This is a genomic window from Robiginitalea myxolifaciens (assembly GCF_900115205.1).
In the GTDB taxonomy this organism is placed as follows: Bacteria; Bacteroidota; Bacteroidia; order Flavobacteriales; family Flavobacteriaceae; genus Robiginitalea; species Robiginitalea myxolifaciens.
This window is the reverse complement of record NZ_FOYQ01000002.1, coordinates 1,225,918-1,243,964: the sequence shown is the minus strand read 5'-3', so window position 1 is coordinate 1,243,964 and position 18,047 is coordinate 1,225,918. Positions and strand designations below refer to the sequence as shown.

16 protein-coding genes are annotated in these 18,047 nt (G+C 47.8%); 10 read left to right on the top strand and 6 right to left on the bottom strand.

Features of this window, described 5'->3' with window-relative positions; all coding sequences use genetic code 11:
* Positions 1–41: 41 nt before the first annotated feature.
* The 3 genes from BM318_RS13725 to BM318_RS13715 are packed head-to-tail and all read left to right on the top strand — an operon-like array spanning position 42 to position 2,914.
* The gene (locus BM318_RS13725) at positions 42–590 is read left to right on the top strand and encodes a hypothetical protein (protein ID WP_092983234.1); all 549 of its coding nucleotides are present in this window, start codon (positions 42–44) and stop codon (positions 588–590) included.
* Positions 587–2,029, top strand: a complete 1,443-nt coding sequence (locus BM318_RS13720) for a DUF5723 family protein (RefSeq protein WP_092983232.1) — start codon at positions 587–589, stop codon at positions 2,027–2,029. Before BM318_RS13725 ends, BM318_RS13720 begins: the two co-directional genes overlap by 4 nt.
* Positions 2,030–2,038: 9 nt before the next feature.
* Complete coding sequence (locus tag BM318_RS13715) at positions 2,039–2,914, top strand: hypothetical protein (RefSeq protein ID WP_092983230.1); 876 nt, start codon at positions 2,039–2,041, stop codon at positions 2,912–2,914.
* A 19-nt stretch (positions 2,915–2,933) separates the two neighbouring features.
* On the opposite strand, the gene BM318_RS13710 is transcribed toward BM318_RS13715, so the two are convergent.
* The gene (locus BM318_RS13710; RefSeq protein WP_092983228.1) at positions 2,934–4,211 is read right to left on the bottom strand and encodes a replication-associated recombination protein A; all 1,278 of its coding nucleotides are present in this window, start codon (positions 4,209–4,211) and stop codon (positions 2,934–2,936) included.
* 93 nt (positions 4,212–4,304) lie between these two features.
* On the opposite strand from BM318_RS13710, the gene BM318_RS13705 reads away from it, so the two are divergent.
* Complete coding sequence (locus BM318_RS13705; RefSeq protein ID WP_092983226.1) at positions 4,305–5,123, top strand: rhomboid family intramembrane serine protease; 819 nt, start codon at positions 4,305–4,307, stop codon at positions 5,121–5,123.
* Positions 5,124–5,133: 10 nt separating this feature from the next.
* Here the strand turns inward: BM318_RS13705 and rlmB are convergent, their stop codons facing one another.
* The 5 genes from rlmB to BM318_RS13680 form a co-directional block, all read right to left on the bottom strand.
* Positions 5,134–5,868 carry a 23S rRNA (guanosine(2251)-2'-O)-methyltransferase RlmB gene (gene rlmB, locus BM318_RS13700; RefSeq protein ID WP_092983224.1) on the bottom strand — a complete coding sequence of 245 codons (735 nt, stop codon included), beginning with the start codon at positions 5,866–5,868 and terminating at the stop codon, positions 5,134–5,136.
* Positions 5,869–5,956: 88 nt separating this feature from the next.
* Positions 5,957–6,685 carry a hypothetical protein gene (locus tag BM318_RS13695; RefSeq protein ID WP_092983222.1) on the bottom strand — a complete coding sequence of 243 codons (729 nt, stop codon included), beginning with the start codon at positions 6,683–6,685 and terminating at the stop codon, positions 5,957–5,959.
* A 140-nt stretch (positions 6,686–6,825) separates the two neighbouring features.
* The gene (locus BM318_RS13690) at positions 6,826–7,809 is read right to left on the bottom strand and encodes a hypothetical protein (protein WP_092983220.1); all 984 of its coding nucleotides are present in this window, start codon (positions 7,807–7,809) and stop codon (positions 6,826–6,828) included.
* A gap of 17 nt (positions 7,810–7,826) precedes the next feature.
* Complete coding sequence (locus BM318_RS13685; protein WP_092983548.1) at positions 7,827–9,473, bottom strand: SusD/RagB family nutrient-binding outer membrane lipoprotein; 1,647 nt, start codon at positions 9,471–9,473, stop codon at positions 7,827–7,829.
* A 20-nt stretch (positions 9,474–9,493) separates the two neighbouring features.
* Positions 9,494–12,736, bottom strand: a complete 3,243-nt coding sequence (locus BM318_RS13680; protein ID WP_092983218.1) for a SusC/RagA family TonB-linked outer membrane protein — start codon at positions 12,734–12,736, stop codon at positions 9,494–9,496.
* A 541-nt stretch (positions 12,737–13,277) separates the two neighbouring features.
* Between BM318_RS13680 and rpsL the strand changes: the two genes are divergently transcribed.
* The 6 genes from rpsL (at position 13,278) to rplD (ending at position 18,044) form a co-directional block, all read left to right on the top strand.
* The gene (rpsL, locus tag BM318_RS13675) at positions 13,278–13,652 is read left to right on the top strand and encodes a 30S ribosomal protein S12 (protein ID WP_014032016.1); all 375 of its coding nucleotides are present in this window, start codon (positions 13,278–13,280) and stop codon (positions 13,650–13,652) included.
* Positions 13,653–13,675: 23 nt separating this feature from the next.
* Positions 13,676–14,152 (top strand): 30S ribosomal protein S7, encoded by a 477-nt coding sequence (gene rpsG / locus BM318_RS13670; RefSeq protein ID WP_092983216.1) that lies wholly within the window; start codon positions 13,676–13,678, stop codon positions 14,150–14,152.
* Between the two features lie 8 nt (positions 14,153–14,160).
* A complete protein-coding gene (fusA, locus tag BM318_RS13665; RefSeq protein WP_092983214.1) occupies positions 14,161–16,290 on the top strand; it encodes an elongation factor G in 2,130 nt (709 codons plus the stop codon).
* 11 nt (positions 16,291–16,301) lie between these two features.
* On the top strand, positions 16,302–16,607 hold the full coding sequence (gene rpsJ / locus BM318_RS13660) for a 30S ribosomal protein S10 (RefSeq protein ID WP_013073266.1): 306 nt from the start codon (positions 16,302–16,304) through the stop codon (positions 16,605–16,607).
* A gap of 190 nt (positions 16,608–16,797) precedes the next feature.
* Complete coding sequence (rplC, locus tag BM318_RS13655; protein WP_092983212.1) at positions 16,798–17,415, top strand: 50S ribosomal protein L3; 618 nt, start codon at positions 16,798–16,800, stop codon at positions 17,413–17,415.
* Positions 17,415–18,044: a 50S ribosomal protein L4 gene (gene rplD, locus BM318_RS13650; protein WP_092983210.1), complete on the top strand. Its 630-nt coding sequence runs from the start codon at positions 17,415–17,417 to the stop codon at positions 18,042–18,044. The genes rplC and rplD overlap by 1 nt, the downstream gene beginning before the upstream one ends.
* Positions 18,045–18,047: the final 3 nt, after the last annotated feature.

Here is an 18,047-nt window from a genome sequence, read left to right as displayed (position 1 = left end):
AGCTGTTACTAAGCAGCTATACACCTCAAATAATTTTACTGATGCACAAGGCGAAAAACTACCTTCTCGGCCTCGCGATTGCCCTGATCGGCTCGATCTCTTGTTCAGAATCCCAGGATTTTGACCAGATCGACGCGCTTGAAGTTACGCCAACGGTTGAGGCAAGCATGATTTATGTAGAGGCCCCGGAACGCATCATCAATCAGCTGACTGGCGTTAATTTTATCCAGCAAACCTTCAATTTTGACGCATTTGCGGAGGATTTCGTAAGCGAAAACCTGCTCGACGGGGTTGTGTCCTATGAATTGGAAAACACAACCAGCAAGCCCCTGGAAGTACTTATCGAATTCCTGGACGACGCCGACAATGTCCTGGATTCCGAATTCTTTACGATGCCTGCAGCCCCGACTGCCTTACTCCGAAGGGATGTTGCTTACGGAATGGGCGGACGCAATATTGACATTATCAGAAACACCTCAGGGATCCGCGTCAGTGCCGAGAACCTTGGGGATAACAGCAGCACCTCCAGTCTCCCAAATCCAATGGTTATCCTGCGTTCGAGCGCAGCCTTCCGCATCCGGCTCCAATGAGGAAGTACTTAATAGCATTCTCAATCTTTCTTTTGCATGCTGTGGTTTTTTCGCAGCATAAATCCCTGTTGTACGATTTCTACGAGATTCCCCAATCGCTCTTACTGAATCCCGGAGTACGCGCTTCCTATCAATGGTATGCCGGGGTGCCCCTGGCCTCAGGGATTTCTGTTCAGGCGGGTACCAGCGGGATCGCTGTCAACGATATTTTTGCACAGGACGGACTGGATATCAATGACAAGATCAGGGATCGGGCCGTCTATGGACTAACTTCCCGGGACGACGTCAGCAGTACGATCCAGCTGGAGTTACTCAGCGGGGGATTTCGCGATCCAAACCGGGACGACACCTTTTATTCCTTTGGTTGGTACATAGAACAGGATGTGATTAATTACTGGCCCCGGGACCTGGCCGTCCTCGCCTGGGAAGGAAACGCCGGCCGCTATGGGGAACGCTTCCGTTTAAGCCATTTGAAGACCCGGGGAGAGGCTAACAGCGTATTTCACTTCGGGATTAATCGCCAGATGAACCGACAGCTTACCCTAGGTGCTCGGGCTAAGATTTATTCAGGGATTTACCACTTTAGCAGTACCCGAAACCGGGGATACCTCCTGACTCAGGAAGGAATAAACAATCTGGTTTCCAACACCCTGGTTGCAGATATGCGTTTGCAGACTTCGGGAATAGCTGCCCTGGAAGACGGGGCCGATTCGGATGCCGGATTAAGCAGCACGTTAATGAAGCGCGCACTTCTCGGGGGTGACCTGGGGTTAGGCGTGGATCTCGGATTTACCTGGGCAGTGAATCAACAACTATTGATCACGGGAAGCTTACTAGACGTTGGGTTCATGCTGCACAGTGGTGATGTGCGGACCTTTACCCTGAAAGGAAGGGCAACCGTAGAAGGGGTCGAAGTGATTCTCCCGCAAGCCCTCGCCGATCCCAATGCCGATTTCTGGGAGGATTTGGTCGATGAGATCGAAGAACTCATTCCCTTTGAAGAGGAAAACTCGTCCTATGTCAGTTTTCGTCCTACCAAGTTATATGGGTCCGTGCGCTACGATTTTGGTGAGCCTTCGGCGGGAGGAGGACAACAATCCTGTGATTGCGATGTCGGTACAACAGGTGGCGCAGAATTGAACAATACCTATCGCAATGCAGTAGGAGGTCAGTTATTCCTGATCAACCGGCCAAGGGGCCCACAAGCAGCCATTACGGGTTTTTACCTGAGGCGAATCGGGAATTTCCTGGCGCTCAAGGGCACCTACACCGCAGATAAATACAATCTTGCCAATTTGGGCCTGGGGCTCAATGTGCAGGCAGGACCCATACAATTCTATGTCCTGGCAGACAATCTTCTGGGATACCGAAATATCGCGAACAGCCACTATGCTTCGGTACAGTTCGGATTAAATATCCTATCTTGGGGCAGCAAATAAAAGCTCCACATGAATCGGTTACGCAATGTTCTAATCTGCTGTTTGGCAGGACTTTCCTTTGCTCAGGCACAAACTGAAATCAACGCCTACAAATACCTTATCGTTCCCACGCGATTCGAAAATTTCAGGCAGACTAACCAATACAATACCAGTACCCTCACCAAGTATCACCTTACTCAAATGGGCTTTCCGGCAGTTTATGACAATAAGTTGCCCAGGGATTTGCGCATAGACCCTTGTCTGGGATTGATGACCGCTATGGTGGAGGAAGGAAATATGTTCAGATCCCGGATTAAGTTTGTCTTTTCCGATTGTGAGGGCAAAGTAGTTTACGAAACATACCATGGAGAAAGTAAATCCAAGGATTTTGCAGAATCCTATAAGGAAGCTATTGCGGACGCCCTGCTGGGATCGATGCAGGGAATGACCTATTCCTATGATCCCCCGGAGGATCCTCAGGAGGAGGAAGTTCCCGCAGAATCCGCTGCACCAGCTGAGGTGGTAGCGGAAGCAACAGCGGCTGAAGAAGCAGTCCAGGAGGAAGTTTCTACAGCCAAAGAGGCCGGCAAGGACGAAGTTTCTGCAGCTGAGACTGAAGTAATGGAAGTCGAGGAGCAGGTTGTCATGGCCGAAGAAAACCCCCAGGAGGAGCAATGGGAAGCTTCCGACATGTTATATGCGCAGCCCATTGCCAATGGGTATCAGTTAGTGGATAGCACCCCAACCGTGCGTATGGTACTGTTGAATTCCTCTCGCCCGGATAATTACATTGCAATGGTCGATGGTGTGGCCAAGGGAACGGTCTATCAGGAGGGGGAGACCTGGTGGCACGAGTACATCCAGGACAATGTAGTTTTCAGGGTAGCCCTGAACGTTAAATTCTAGCAGCCCTGAACGTTAAATTCTAGAAGTCGTATTTGTCTTTCCAGCGCGCTTTGAGGAAATCGGCCAGTCCCTTTTCTCTGGAATTTGCTCCAGGGGTGTAAAAATTGGCATCCTCCAGGCCTTCGGGCAGAAATTCCATAAAAGCAAAATTTCCCGGAAAATCGTGGGCATATTTATAGGCATCCCCGTAACCCAGGTCTTTCATCAGGCGGGTAGGGGCGTTGCGTAAAGGCAGTGGAACACTGAGGTCCCCCGTTTTGCGAACAGCTTCCTGGGCACGGCCAATGGCCATATAGCTACTATTGCTTTTGGGAGAAGCTGCTAGGTAAACCGCACACTGACTTAGGATTATGCGTGCTTCCGGGTACCCAATGACTTCCACGGCCCGGAACGTTGCATTGGCCATTACCAGGGCTGTCGGATTTGCCAGCCCGATATCTTCCGAAGCCAGGATAAGCATGCGACGGGCAATGAATTTTACGTCCTCCCCACCTGCGATCATGCGCGCCAGCCAATAGACGGCGGCATTGGGGTCGCTCCCCCGGATAGACTTGATAAAGGCCGAAATTATATCGTAGTGTTGCTCACCGGTTTTATCGTAGCGGGCCGGGGATTGCTGGACCAATTCCAGGACGCGCTCGTCCGTTACCTGTATACTATCGGTTTCCGCCGCAGAGACAACAAGCTCAAATATATTCAGCAATTTTCGCCCGTCCCCTCCGGAAAGCCTGAGCAGTGCATCGGTTTCTTCCAGATGAATATCCTTGGATGCCAGCCAGGAATCACGCTTGATCGCGCGTTCTACCAGCCGAATGAGTTCCTCCTTTCCAAAGGAATTCAGGGTATATACCTGGCAGCGGGAAAGCAAGGCGGGTATCACCTCAAAACTCGGATTCTCGGTAGTGGCACCGACCAGGGTAACCCATCCTTTTTCGACGGCCCCCAGTAGCGAATCCTGTTGGGATTTGCTGAATCGATGGATTTCGTCAATAAATAGAATGGGATTTTTTGTGGTAAATAAACCGTCGCTCTTCCGGGCCTTGTCAATGACCTCCCGAACGTCCTTTACACCGCTATTAATGGCAGAAAGCGTAAAGAAGGGACGACCACTTTCCTGGGCAATAATTTGAGCCAGGGTGGTTTTACCGGTCCCCGGAGGTCCCCAAAAGATCAGCGAGGGGATGTTTCCCGAACGGATTTGCCGGGTTAGGGCACCCTCAGGACCCACCAGGTGGTCCTGGCTTACGTAGTCTTCCAGGGATTTAGGTCTGACCCTTTCGGCTAATGGTTCATTCATAAGCTAAAAATAGTACAATTAGCCTGTTTGGTCATGGCCTTTGGGAAAGACCGATAAGATGTACCTTTGAATATCTCATTAAACGATTCTGCAATGTCTCCCGGTCCTGATGCCAAACCCAATTTGCGTCTGCTGCTATTGCCGCTCTTTTTGGTGCTAGTTATTTGGGTTGTTTTTATGATGGAATTGCGGGTGGGTAGTAATTTCAGCCGCTGGGGGGTTTATCCCAGGACGCTCGAAGGACTGAGGGGTATACTATTCAGTCCCTTTATTCACGGTTCCACCACCCACTTATATAACAATACCCTGCCGCTTTTTGTCCTGAGTGCAGTATTGTTGTACTTCTATCCACGTTCCACTTTCAAAGTCCTGGTAATCGGGGGATTGCTTTCCGGCTTGCTCACCTGGATTATCGGCCGACCCTCTTATCACATAGGCGCCAGCGGAATCATTTACCTGTTAGCGAGCTTCATTTTTTTCCGGGGAATTATCTCCAGGCATTATCGCCTGGTTGCCCTGTCGCTGATCGTGGTGTTCATATACGGAAGCATGGTCTGGTATGTATTCCCGATTCAGGATGGCATATCCTGGGAAGGGCATCTGGCAGGCGCAGTCTCAGGATTATTGCTGGCACTGCTGCTGCGCCACGAAGTACCTGAGAAGCCAAAATATACCTGGGAATCCGAAGACTACCGGGAAGAGGACGATCCTTTTATGCGGCAGTTCGATGCCGATGGAAATTTTATTGATTCCAGGGAACTGGAACAGGAGCAAGAGCCTGCATCTCCAGAAGATGGTTCGGGAGAGCAACACGATCCCGGTAGGCCCGCACTGCGGGTCCGCTATTCCTATAAACCAAAGAATAGCCCTTACAAACCAAAGAATACCCCGGATAATTCGGGGGAGCAATAGGGGGGAGGAACTATCTTTTCTGCCGGAGGATTTCGTAGAGCATTGCCCCGCAAGCTACGGAGACATTCAAGGAGGCAATATTTCCTTCCATGGGTAATTTTAGCTGCATGTCGGATAGTTTCAACAGCGAAGGATGAATACCTTTTCCTTCTGACCCCATAAGCAGGGCAAGGGGCTGATTGAGATCCTGGTCATAGATGGATTCTTCAGACTTTTCCGTAGCCGCAGCGATCCGAACTCCGCTGGATTGCAGGTAATATATGGCATCCTTCAGATGCGGGCATCGCGCAACGGAAAGGCTAAAGACGGCACCGGCCGATGTTTTGACCGTGTCCGCGTTAATGGGAGCGGTACCCTGAGTAGGGAGGATGAGGCCATGTACGCCGGTGCAGACTGCGGTCCGGATAATGGCTCCGAGATTACGCACATCTGTAAGACCGTCCAGGAGCAGGAAAAGCGGTTTCTCTTCAACGGAAACAACCGAATCGATAAGGTCGGTATACTCCAGGTATTGAATAGCTGGGAGGAAGGCAACAACGCCCTGATGATTCCGCGAGGCATATTTATTGAACGCCTTTTGGGGTGCAAAGCTCAGAGGAACATTTTGTTTCCTGGCTTTTTGCTGGATCTCGGTAAGCAATCCACCGGAGAGGCCATGCTGCACCAATATTTTCTCGGGCACCTCACCAGCCTCCAGGGCCTCAAGTACAGCCCGCGCGCCAAAAATGCGTAGATCTTTTCCCATGATACTTCAAAGATAATCGCCTTGGGCAATAAAAAAACCATCTGCTGAAAACAGATGGTTTTTTATGCTTTGGATTCCTGGCTTTTGGTTATACGCCTTGCTGGTTCAGGAATGCGAAAATTTTGACAAGGTCTTCTTCTTTTTTCACATTAAGTCCTTCCTCTTTCATGTATTCTTTCAAAGAGGATTGGATAGACTTATCAAAAGAGGAAATGAATGCCCCCTTTCTGGAGGGAACAAAGTTTACCACTTTTCCATCCTTATCGGAATAGTAGTAGTCCGTAAAGATTGAGAATCGGTTGGGCTGAGAACGCACGTAGGAACTAACGGCTTCCGTTCCTTCCGTAAACTTTACCTTATTGCGCTGATACAATTGATAATCACCTTCTCCTGTGATGGCGTAGAGGTAACCGTTGCGCAGTTGGTCTTCTTTAGTTTCGAAGGTTTGCATGCTAATCTCCTGCCCGGATTTCTTAACTATAATCCGCAATTGACGCATAGTAGCCAGAGAGCTTACTTCTGCATCGGGCATCGGGTTGTCTTTGATTTCAATCTCGTCATTTACGGCGTTATGTCGGTAGTAGAAAGTTCCGACCAATTCGTCGTTATAGTAAACCTCACAGGGAGCGAATGATTCGTCGATATAAGGAGACCCTACAGTTCCCAGAGGAACTTCAGTGGCTTTCTTCTTGCGAAGTTCGGTGAACATTTGATTGGTTGTGGCGCTGAATCCGTCATTTCTCAACTGAACTCCAGCTTGTGCGTAAGCACCTGCAAAAGATGCTACAGCAAGGAATGTGAATAGTATTTTTTTCATCTCAATAATTTGAGCCGAAAGATACTAAAAAGCAAGGCCTGTTGGGGCCTGCGCGAAGAACATTAACAATTTCTTCGCATTTGATCGAAATAAAAAGGCCGCTCATCAGAGCGGCCTTTTATTTATGATGGCTAAGCGTATTACAGCTTGGTCAATCTTACAGTAATCTGGTTTGGTCCAGTGTCACAACCTGCATCGTCATCAAAGTCCTGAATGAACAGCGTAATGTCTGTATCGTTCTGGAATGTTTGATCGAAGAAGGTAGGCATGCCTGGTGTGTTCCCTTGGGTAATGGTTCCTCCACCACATCCTAAGGTTCCTGAAACTGCACTACTGGAGAATTCAATTCGATCACAAACAAAGTTCATAACGAAGTTTTGTTCGAAGTCAAAGTTTCCAGGGTAGTAAAGGAATACGAAAGAACGCTCAGTTCCATTCGCAACCAATTCCACAGTCTGCGTTCCAAATGTCTCGTCAGAGAAGAATGGATCAGAACCTGTCAATTGCTCAATTTGATAAGTACCAGTGAAGAAATCTGGCTCATCAAAGTTACAAACCAGAGAAGCAGTCAATTGGTACTGGGCAGAGTAGTATCCACCAACAGCAGCAACGTCACCACTCACATCTTCTGGTCCGATAACCGTACCGTCATCCAGGCTCATTTCCCAGCTTACGATAAAGATGTCACCACCGTTCAATTGATTCAACTGAAGACCCAGTGCATCCATGGCGCCCTGCAGGGTATAGCTATATTCGGCTACAGATCCACCGAAATCACCAGGGATATCAAAATCTCCAGGGGAAAGGGATCCGAAAGGTACAGGACCGGTAGAGTTATCAACTCCGTCATTAAAGTTATCGATAAAACTTACCGTAAAATCTACCCCGGTAAGACCTTCCAGTGAAGGATCGTTAGCCGTGAGTTGATATTCCAATTGCCAATCTACTCCAGAGGAAGTATCGAAGATATCCAGGTTAGAACCGGACACATTCAAGATCCTAAGGAAAGCCTGACTGGTGTTCACATCGTCCAGTACAGTAGATATTACTCTATCATCGTTCTCACACCCAAATAGGATGAGTGCAAAAGCGAAGGTAAAAATTGATTTATAAATCTTTCTCATCTTTCTTGGTGTTAGTATTAATTAGAGAATGGGAATGATGGTCCCGAAGGATTGTTATCCCAGAATACCTGCTGCAAGTGATCAGGCTTTTGCGTAATGTTTGAATTCGCATTCGCCGCATTTGCAGGATAGAAGAACGATCTATTCACGCTACCAGGATTAGGCTCCAGGTTTGGTTGCAAATTATCTGGGTATCCAGTTCTTCTGTAGAAGTTGAAGCCATCCAGTCCGTTTCCGTACAGGGACACATAGAACTCCTGAGCAAGAACATTCCATCCTCCAGTAGCATCAGCATCAAAATCGTCATCGATCAGGTTAGCGTGAGCAGTAATGTCTGCCTCGCTTGGTTCGAAAGACAAATCAGCGGTTGGGTCAACACTACCAAAGGCAGTAACCTTTTCTACTGATTTGGCCAGTCCGTCGAGCATGAATTGCTTAGCTCCGGGAGTGTTCCCCTGAACCATAGCGATTTCAGCACGCCAGAAATCAACTGTAGAGGCCATCAGTACAGGTGTAACACCAGCACCACCGCCACCGTTGCCAAGAACCTGGCCTTCAAAGGTGTCATCGTCGAATTTACCTCCTGCTGGATATACTCCAATCAGAGATCTCAGGAATCCATCTGGTGGAATACCTTCGTCACTTCCGTGGTCACGTCCCCAGTATCCATTTTCCAGGCTACAGAATGGGAAACCGAAGTAGTGTGGAGGAGGAGACTGTAATGAACATTCGATAGTCTCCAGATCTCCAGGGATACCTGGAGCTCCAGGAGTATCAGCGTTCTGACGGTAGAAGAAGTATCGGATTCGTGGATCATCTTGATTGTTCATGTAGTTCATCAAGTGATTCGCGCGATAATCTCCACCACCTGTTGGTGTATAGTCTCCAGCGTACTGTGGATGACGAACATCGGGTTGTACTGCGTTAGTACCCCATTGGAAGTCCATATCCTCATCAACTGAAGAGATGTAATTTCCTGTGTTGATAATACCATTGAAAGTTGCGATGGATCCGGCATCTACCGTACGACGGTTGATAAGGATTTTCAACTTTAAAGTATTACAAGCGCGTACCCAGGCAGCAGCGTCTCCATCGTAGAAGAAGTCGTTCTGAGGAGCAACACCACCTGCGTTGAAATTGGCAATGGCTTCATCCAGAAGGCTCAGCATTTTGTCATAAATGCTTGCACCACTTTCAGGGGATGGGTTAAAATTCTCAGAACCGAGGTTTGCCTCAGCATAAGGAACATCTCCAAAGAAATCTACCAACATAACCATGGAATATGCTTCCATGAACTGACCCATTCCCTTGTGATAAGGTAGGTCACGGTCATCAGCTAATCCGTACAGCGTATAGGTGTCGGTTAACTGCTCTGTGTAAATATCCTCCCACTGCGCATCGAAGTTAGATGGCTGATAGGTCTGTTGGTACTGTCGGCCAAACAGATATTCGATTCGCACGAATTCCGCAGCTCGTGTTCCCATAGTCTGTACGGTACGAATAAAATCTTCTTGGATACCGTTCAGAAGGAAATTGGGATCTGCGTTGTCGGGAGAGAGGGCGTTTGGATTGTTTCTCAAATCCAACTCAATACTCTCGCAGGACTGGAACGTAAGGGCTCCAACCGCTAGAATACAACTTGCTATTTTTACTATATTTTTCATAATCATCTATGCTATTTTTTTTAGAAACTGGCGCGTACACTCACTCCGTAACGTCTTGAACTTGGTCCGTTCAGGAAGTCGAATCCACGTCCGTTACCTACACCAACCCCTGCAATATTAGGATCGAAGTTAGCACCGTCAGGGGTGTTGAATGCTTCATACCAAAGATTAAATCCTGAGACTGTTACCGAAAGCGAGCCAAACGGCGTCTTGTCGAGGAACTTCTTAGGGAAAGAGTATCCTAAAGAAACTTCCTGAAGACGAAGCGTTGTAGCATCGTATATCTGAAGCTCATTGGGTCCGAAGAGTACATTACTAAAGTAGTACGCAGAGTTGTTGATAGCTACTGTGTTCGGGCTACCATCTGTACTTACCCCAGGAAGGATAAAGGTAGTCTCACGATCTACAGTTTCTTCGATCAATCCACGACCTAAAAGTACCGCAGTTGTTTCTGAGTAGATATCCCCTCCTTGCTGGTGGTTGAACAGGAAGCTGAAGTTGAAGCCTTTGTAGCTCAAGTCAGATCCGATGTTTAAGAGGAAGTCAGGAGTTGGATCCCCGATAATTGGGAGCCTTCCGTTTTCATCTACTTCTTCGTCGATGTAGTTACCACTGGCATCTACTACGAAGTTACCGTTCTCATCGCGTTGGATACGGCTACCTACGATAACCCCAAGACGCTCACCTTCAATCGCAGCGTTACCTAAGTTGGTGAAACCGGCATATACGATGATGTCTGTATCCAGACCCAAATCGTTAACGACTGACTCACCGGAGGTGAAGTTAGCGTTCACATTCCAGCTGAAGTCTTCAGTGTTGATCAGTGCCAGTCCTAAGTCGGCCTCGATACCAGTACCTTCAATCTCCCCAACGTTGGTTTGGATTGCGGTACCACCGGTAGAAGGATCCAGAGGACGGTTGATGATAAGGTCGTTAGTAATACGACGGTAAACCGAAAGGTCAAGGGTAACGAAGTTGAAGAAACGTCCTTCAATACCTGCTTCGATCTCGGTATAACGCTCAGGCTTGATACCTGGGTTAGCCACAGTATTCGATACAGTGTTCGTCACTACGAAGCCTCCATCTTGGTTGACGAAATCCTGAGTGTCCAGGAATAAGTCAACAGAAGTTGGATATCCGGTTGCGAAACCTGCAGATTCCCCGTATCCACCACGAAGCTTCAGGAAGTTAATCCCACCCTGGCTAGAGAGGCCTTCGAAAGCTGAAGTTGGAATGAAGGAGAAAGAGGCACCCTTATAGAAGAGGGAGCGATTTTCTACAGATTGGTTAGATACCCAGTCGTTACGACCATTGAGTGTCAGATAAAGGAAATCATCGTATCCAAGGTCAACCTGTCCGTAAACACCAACAAGGTTGTTACGTTGGGTAAACTGGATTTCGTTCTGAAGGTCGTAGTTGAAGTGGCGCAGTACACCAAATACATTCTGACCACTACTGAATACTCCGTTACGATCGTAGTAAGTAGATCGCGCCTGACCACCCACGTTGAAGGTAAGGTCAAGTTTCTCAGTCAGGTCGTAAGAACCATTCAGGATAACATCGTGGTTCCAGATGGTATTGTTGTTATCCCAGCTTCCGTATACACCGGAGAGGAACTGCGTCGAAACGTCGATACCTCCTTTGTGCTGGAACTGTGTGTTACGCTCGTTATAAACGTCATATCCAAAGCGGTACAACAGGTTCAGGTTGTCGCTGAAGTCGTACTGTGCAGACAGACGTCCAAAGGCACGGTTGGTCAACTGACGTGTTCCGGCATTGGCCACAGTCCACAGCGGGTGCTGGATACTGTTGTTCTGACGGTAGTAAACACTTCCACCAGTAATAGGATTCTGGAAAGGAATGTTAACCAAGTCAACCGAACGAGGCGTAAAGAATACATTCGAGAATACCGAAGCTCCATCACCAGATACCTGGCTACCGTCTCCACGAGCAACAGGAGGCGAGCGGAAATCAGTACGCGAGTAGTTCATGGTTCCAGAAATGGTGAACTTGTTGCTCAGCTGAGCACGTCCCCCTACACCAATCGTGTTACGCTTCAGGTTGTTTCCAGGTGTAAACCCTTCATCGTCCAGGTGACCGTAACTCGCGTTGTAAGTGATTTTACCATCCTCAGAGGCTCCGTTAGCGTTGATCGAGATGTTCGCTACAGTACCAGTGCGGAAGAATTGCCCAACACTGTTGTAAGGCTTCCACGCGTAACGACGTCCCTGAAATTCTGGGAACGCAGCAGGGATTCCTGTAGAAGCACCTGCAGTTGAGAATGGGTGAAGGATGGTACCGTCGTTTTGCAGATCGTAAATTCCAGGGAAGTTGGCTGCGTTACCCCATCCAGCGCGACCTTCGCGATCGAAGGAAGGACCCCAGTTAGAGAAGAACCATCCAAATGCCTGGTCAAATCCGTTACCGTACTGATCTTGGTAATCCGGCATTGAAGCCAGCTCATTGAAGAATAAGCTAGAAGCAATGGTGATTTCGGATTTCTTAGGCTTTCCACCCAAAGATCCGTTTTTGGTGGTAATCAGGATTACCCCGTTCTTTCCTTGCTCCCCGTACAGGGTTGCTGCAGAAAGACCCTTAAGAACGTTAACGCTCTCGATATTGTTAGGATCCAGATCCAGGAAGCGAGAAGAACCGTTGTTACCGTCGGCAAAATCACCTTGAGCGTTGGTGTCACTACTGAAAGGTACACCGTCAACGATGAAAAGCGGCTGGTTGTTCTGGCTAAAGGACTGATATCCCCGGATAACGATGTTAGTCGCAGAACCGGAAACACCACTCTGCTGAGTAATGTTAACCCCTGAGGCCTTACCTGTAAGTACACGACCGATATCACCTTCCGTACGGTCGGCGAGTTTTTCCTCGTCTACGTTAGATACAGCATAACCCAGTGCTTTTTTCTCACGCTTAATACCCTGAGCCGTTACAACTACCTCTTCGAGGGCCTGGGCGTCTTCGGACATTTGAACGTTAATCGTGCTGCCCGCTCCGACACTTCTCCGCTCGGCGCGCATCCCCAGGTAGGTAAATACCAATACCTGGCCAGTGCTGGCCTGAAGAGAATAATTTCCGTCGAAATCGGATTGAGTACCGGTAGTGGTACCCTCAACAACGATGTTCACTCCAGGTAGCGGCAAGCCATCGGCATCCGTGACCGTACCTGAAATCGCCCTGTCTTGTGCAAAGGAAATCTGCACAACAAACGCCAATAACAGCGTCAAGATTCCATTTAAATTTGTTCTCATTTTTTAATTATTTGAATTAGCTACCTGCGAAAATCTTAATTCTGTGTTAATAATCCAAACTTATTTTAATAAAACTTTAAGCGAAAGTTTGTTAATGACTATCACAGATTTTAAAGGCAGGTTTATTGAGACCGCGCTAATTCAATCTCACTTTAATTGCGAATTTGAAAAAATCCGTCTTGTACTTCAATCAGCTCTATTACTAGAATGCAAAACTCCCCGAACCGTTGCGTTGCGCTGGGGGGTCTAAGTAAATCCCATGGAAACCAGCATTTTTAGTGTTGTGCTTTTGTGTCGGTAGGAAAAGAATTCATTTGAGTATTTTAAGGTAGTATATATATTAAGGTATAAATTCCCTTGAAAGGCACAACCACATACGTCTTTTCAATCCCGGTCGACAGATCTGGATAGCGGATGGCCAGGCGCGCTGCTCTCGCGCAGATAAATTTTACCCAAATTTCCAGCACACCCATTTGAATTATAAGTAAAGTTTAGTACATTTGCCAGCCCTTAAACGAGGGGAGTTTATATAAAAGCTTATATGCCAACGATTTCACAATTAGTACGAAAAGGAAGAGCCACAATTACCAAGAAGAGTAAATCGGCTGCTTTGGATTCGTGCCCTCAGCGAAGAGGAGTATGCACCCGAGTGTACACCACTACGCCTAAAAAGCCTAACTCCGCAATGCGGAAAGTGGCCCGGGTAAGGTTGACTAACGGTAAGGAAGTCAACGCTTACATCCCCGGAGAGGGACACAACCTCCAGGAGCACTCGATAGTATTGGTTAGAGGCGGACGGGTAAAAGACCTGCCAGGTGTTCGTTACCACATTGTACGGGGAGCATTGGATACTGCCGGTGTAGCCGGACGTACCCAGAGACGTTCCAAGTACGGTGCGAAGCGACCCAAGAACTAGGTCTAACCCATTAATTAGCAGCAATGAGAAAAAGACAGGCAAAAAAGAGACCGCTGTTACCAGATCCGAGATTTAACGATCAACTGGTAACGCGCTTTGTCAATATGATGATGTGGGACGGTAAAAAATCCGTCGCCTTCAAGATTTTCTACGATGCCATGGATATCGTAGAACAAAAGAAAACGGATGAGGAGAAATCCGCTTTGGAGCTTTGGAAAGACGCACTTTCCAATGTTATGCCTCACGTAGAAGTACGCAGCCGCCGTGTAGGGGGTGCTACTTTCCAAATCCCTATGCAAATCCGTCCGGATCGCAAAATTTCCACCGCTATGAAGTGGTTGATCAGCTTTTCGCGCAAGCGTAATGAGAAATCAATGGCTCAGAAGCTGGCTGCTGAAATTATTGCTGCTTCCAAGGAGGAAGGTGCTGCAGTTAAGAAGCGTGTTGATACGCACAAGATGGCAGAAGCCAACAAAGCATTCTCACATTTTAGATTCTAAGCGATAGCATGGGAAGAGATTTAACATACACCAGAAACATCGGAATTGCCGCGCACATCGATGCCGGGAAAACGACCACTACGGAGCGAATCCTCTTTTATACCGGGGTAAGCCACAAGATCGGGGAGGTGCACGATGGTGCAGCGACCATGGACTGGATGGAGCAGGAGCAGGAGCGTGGAATTACCATTACCTCTGCAGCTACCACCTGTACCTGGAAATTTCCTCTTTTAAACGGGCAGCCTCAGGCTAATACAAAAGATTACCACTTCAATATTATCGACACCCCCGGGCACGTTGACTTTACCGTTGAGGTAAACCGTTCCCTCCGGGTACTCGACGGATTGGTATTCCTTTTCAGTGCTGTAGATGGGGTAGAACCTCAGTCGGAGACCAACTGGCGTTTGGCGGACAACTACAAGGTTCCACGTATGGGCTTTGTAAACAAAATGGACCGTCAGGGATCTAACTTTTTGGCAGTTTGCCAGCAAGTTCGCGACATGCTGAAATCCAATGCAGTGCCAATCGTATTGCCTATCGGGGATGAAGCGGATTTCAAAGGAATTGTAGACCTGGTTAAGAACCGTGCCATTGTTTGGGATGAGGATAACATGGGATCTACCTTCCAGGAAATTGAGATTCCTGCTGAAATGGTAGCCGATGTTAAAAAATATCGCGCCGAGCTCATCGAAGCAGTTGCTGAATACGATGAGAACCTGATGGAAAAATTCTTCGAGGACGAAGATTCCATCACTGAAGATGAAGTACACGCTGCCTTACGCGCCGCTGTGATGGACATGAGTATCATCCCAATGGTTTGTGGTTCAGCGTTTAAGAATAAAGGTGTGCAGTTCTTATTGGACTGTGTATGCCGCTACCTGCCTTCTCCACTGGATAAGGAGGCAATCGAAGGTATTAATCCGGATACTGAGCAAAAAGTATCCCGTAAGCCCGATCCAAAAGAACCTTTCTCGGCCCTGGCCTTTAAAATTGCTACCGATCCTTTCGTAGGACGCCTGGCATTTTTCCGTTGCTATTCCGGTCGTTTGGATGCCGGTTCTTATGTATTGAACAACCGTTCAGGAAACAAGGAGCGTATTTCCCGTATTTATCAAATGCACTCGAATAAGCAGAATGCTATTGAGAGCATTGAAGCCGGGGATATCGGAGCTGCGGTAGGATTTAAAGACATCAAAACAGGGGACACCCTGAGTTCTGAAAAACACCCGATCGTTCTGGAGAGTATGAACTTCCCGGAGCCTGTGATCGGTATTGCCGTGGAGCCAAAGACCAAGGCAGATGTCGATAAGCTCGGGATGGCACTTGCTAAACTGGCGGAAGAAGATCCGACCTTCCAGGTTAAAACTGACGAGGCCAGCGGACAGACTATTATCTCCGGAATGGGAGAGCTTCACCTCGACATTATCGTAGACCGTCTGCGTCGCGAGTTCAAGGTGGAAGTAAACCAGGGAGAACCTCAGGTAGAGTACAAAGAAGCACTTACCAAGGAGGCCAACCACAGAGAGGTGTACAAGAAACAAACCGGTGGTCGCGGTAAATTCGCGGATATCGTGTTTACCATGTCGCCTGCCGATAGTGAAGAAGATCAGGGACTTACCTTTGTCAACGAGATTAAGGGAGGTAATATTCCTAAAGAATATATCCCTTCTGTAGAGAAAGGATTTAAGACTGCTATGCAGAATGGTCCTTTGGCTGGATTCGAAATGGACAGCATGAAGATTACCCTTAAGGATGGATCATTCCACCCTGTGGATTCTGATTCGCTCTCTTTCGAACTGGCTGCAAAAATTGGTTACAAGGAGGCTGCAAAAGCTTGTCGTCCTGTACTGATGGAGCCCATCATGAAACTGGAGGTACTTACTCCAGAAGAAAACATGGGGGATATCGTAGGAGATTTGAACCGCCGTCGCGGACAGGTAAACAACATGTCCGACCGCGCTGGTTCCAAAGTGATCAAGGCCGATGTGCCACTTTCAGAAATGTTCGGATACGTAACTTCCCTGAGGACGTTGTCTTCTGGTCGTGCCACGTCTACCATGGAATTCTCCCACTACGCGGAGACTCCGTCGAACATCGCTGAGGAAGTGATTAAGGCAACCAAAGGTGTAACCGCATAAATCAGGTAGTGATGAGTCAGAAAATCAGAATTAAATTAAAGTCTTACGATCACAACCTGGTAGACAAGTCTGCTGAGAAGATCGTAAAAACGGTGAAAACCACCGGAGCAGTGGTAACCGGGCCTATTCCGTTACCAACGCACAAGAAAATCTTCACGGTATTGCGTTCGCCGCACGTGAATAAGAAATCCCGGGAGCAGTTTGAGCTGAGCTCTTACAAAAGGCTTCTGGATATATATAGTTCCTCTTCCAAAACCATCGATGCACTGATGAAGCTCGAGCTTCCCAGCGGGGTTGAGGTAGAGATCAAGGTCTGACGACCTTTACGACATGTCCTTCTGCTGCGTGCAGGGGGAAAAACGGAAACAAAAATACATTCGGGGTCGAATTATTTTTGGCCCTGTTTTTTTGTCAGAAACTTTAGTAAAAAGAGTAATAATCGGGATGGAGTAGCCCGGTTCCACGAAGGAATCCAAGGATGCGCCACCCACTTAATTAGTTAAATCTATGTCTGGGTTAATCGGAAGAAAAGTCGGCATGACCAGCATCTTTGACGAGAACGGTAAGAATGTACCGTGTACCGTTATCGAAGCAGGACCTTGTGTCGTCACCCAAGTCAGAACCGAAGAGGTTGACGGGTATCAAGCCCTTCAGCTCGGTTTCGATGACAAGGCAGAAAAGCGTGCTAACAAGGCCGAGAACGGTCATTTTAAGAAAGCAGGCACTGCACCTAAGAAAAAGGTTGTCGAATTCCGCGATTTTGATGGGGAACACAAATTAGGAGACGTTATCGGCGTCGACTTGTTTCAGGAAGGAGAATTCGTCGATGTAAGCGGAATTTCCAAAGGAAAAGGATTTCAGGGAGTTGTAAAGCGCCATGGTTTTGGTGGTGTGGGACAAGCTACTCACGGTCAGCACAACAGGCTGCGTGCTCCCGGATCTATTGGGGCGGCATCTTATCCAGCCCGAGTTTTTAAAGGTATGCGTATGGCCGGACAAATGGGGAACGAGCGGGTTACCGTTCAGAACCTGCGTGTCCTGAAAGTCGTTCCGGAAAAGAACCTCCTGGTTCTTAAAGGAGCTGTTCCTGGTCATAAGAATGCGTACATAACCATTGAGAAGTAATGAAGGTAGCAGTATTAGATATCAAAGGCAAAGAAACCGGTCGCAAGGCAGAGCTGAGCGATGCAGTTTACAAAATTGAGCCGAATGAGCATGCCATCTACCTGGATGTCAAGCAGTATCTGGCCCATCAGCGTCAGGGAACGCACAAGGCAAAAGAACGTGCAGAAATTGTCGGTAGTACCCGTAAGCTCAAAAAGCAAAAGGGAACCGGTACAGCGCGTGCGGGTAGCATCAAGTCTCCTATCTTCCGCGGTGGGGGTCGAATCTTTGGTCCACGACCAAAGGATTACACCCAAAAGCTGAATAAAAATGTGAAGCGTCTGGCCCGAAAATCAGCGTTGAGCATCAAGAATAGCGATAAGGCGATCACTGTAGTTGAAGACTTCCAGATGGAGGCACCTAAGACCAGTGATTTCAAACAAATCCTTGCCGCTCTGGGAATCGCCGACAAAAAGTCCCTCATCGTGTTGGGCAATACGAATAATAACGTATATTTGTCGTCGCGCAATTTGCCAGGCGCAGAGGTTATAACTTCCTCAGAATTAAGCACTTACAAAATTATGAACGCAAATTCTGTCGTTCTTACCGAAGGTGCTTTAGAAGGAATTGAAGCGAACCTTTCAAAATAGGAA

What these genes read in the sequence shown, in the direction of transcription:
- BM318_RS13725 (WP_092983234.1), top strand. Translation starts at nt 42, where the DNA reads ATGCACAAGGCGAAAAACTACCTTCTCGGCCTCGCGATTGCCCTGATC.
- BM318_RS13720 (WP_092983232.1), top strand. Translation starts at nt 587, where the DNA reads ATGAGGAAGTACTTAATAGCATTCTCAATCTTTCTTTTGCATGCTGTG.
- BM318_RS13715 (WP_092983230.1), top strand. Translation starts at nt 2,039, where the DNA reads ATGAATCGGTTACGCAATGTTCTAATCTGCTGTTTGGCAGGACTTTCC.
- BM318_RS13710 (WP_092983228.1), bottom strand. Translation starts at nt 4,211, where the DNA reads ATGAATGAACCATTAGCCGAAAGGGTCAGACCTAAATCCCTGGAAGAC.
- BM318_RS13705 (WP_092983226.1), top strand. Translation starts at nt 4,305, where the DNA reads ATGTCTCCCGGTCCTGATGCCAAACCCAATTTGCGTCTGCTGCTATTG.
- rlmB (WP_092983224.1), bottom strand. Translation starts at nt 5,868, where the DNA reads ATGGGAAAAGATCTACGCATTTTTGGCGCGCGGGCTGTACTTGAGGCC.
- BM318_RS13695 (WP_092983222.1), bottom strand. Translation starts at nt 6,685, where the DNA reads ATGAAAAAAATACTATTCACATTCCTTGCTGTAGCATCTTTTGCAGGT.
- BM318_RS13690 (WP_092983220.1), bottom strand. Translation starts at nt 7,809, where the DNA reads ATGAGAAAGATTTATAAATCAATTTTTACCTTCGCTTTTGCACTCATC.
- BM318_RS13685 (WP_092983548.1), bottom strand. Translation starts at nt 9,473, where the DNA reads ATGAAAAATATAGTAAAAATAGCAAGTTGTATTCTAGCGGTTGGAGCC.
- BM318_RS13680 (WP_092983218.1), bottom strand. Translation starts at nt 12,736, where the DNA reads ATGAGAACAAATTTAAATGGAATCTTGACGCTGTTATTGGCGTTTGTT.
- rpsL (WP_014032016.1), top strand. Translation starts at nt 13,278, where the DNA reads ATGCCAACGATTTCACAATTAGTACGAAAAGGAAGAGCCACAATTACC.
- rpsG (WP_092983216.1), top strand. Translation starts at nt 13,676, where the DNA reads ATGAGAAAAAGACAGGCAAAAAAGAGACCGCTGTTACCAGATCCGAGA.
- fusA (WP_092983214.1), top strand. Translation starts at nt 14,161, where the DNA reads ATGGGAAGAGATTTAACATACACCAGAAACATCGGAATTGCCGCGCAC.
- rpsJ (WP_013073266.1), top strand. Translation starts at nt 16,302, where the DNA reads ATGAGTCAGAAAATCAGAATTAAATTAAAGTCTTACGATCACAACCTG.
- rplC (WP_092983212.1), top strand. Translation starts at nt 16,798, where the DNA reads ATGTCTGGGTTAATCGGAAGAAAAGTCGGCATGACCAGCATCTTTGAC.
- rplD (WP_092983210.1), top strand. Translation starts at nt 17,415, where the DNA reads ATGAAGGTAGCAGTATTAGATATCAAAGGCAAAGAAACCGGTCGCAAG.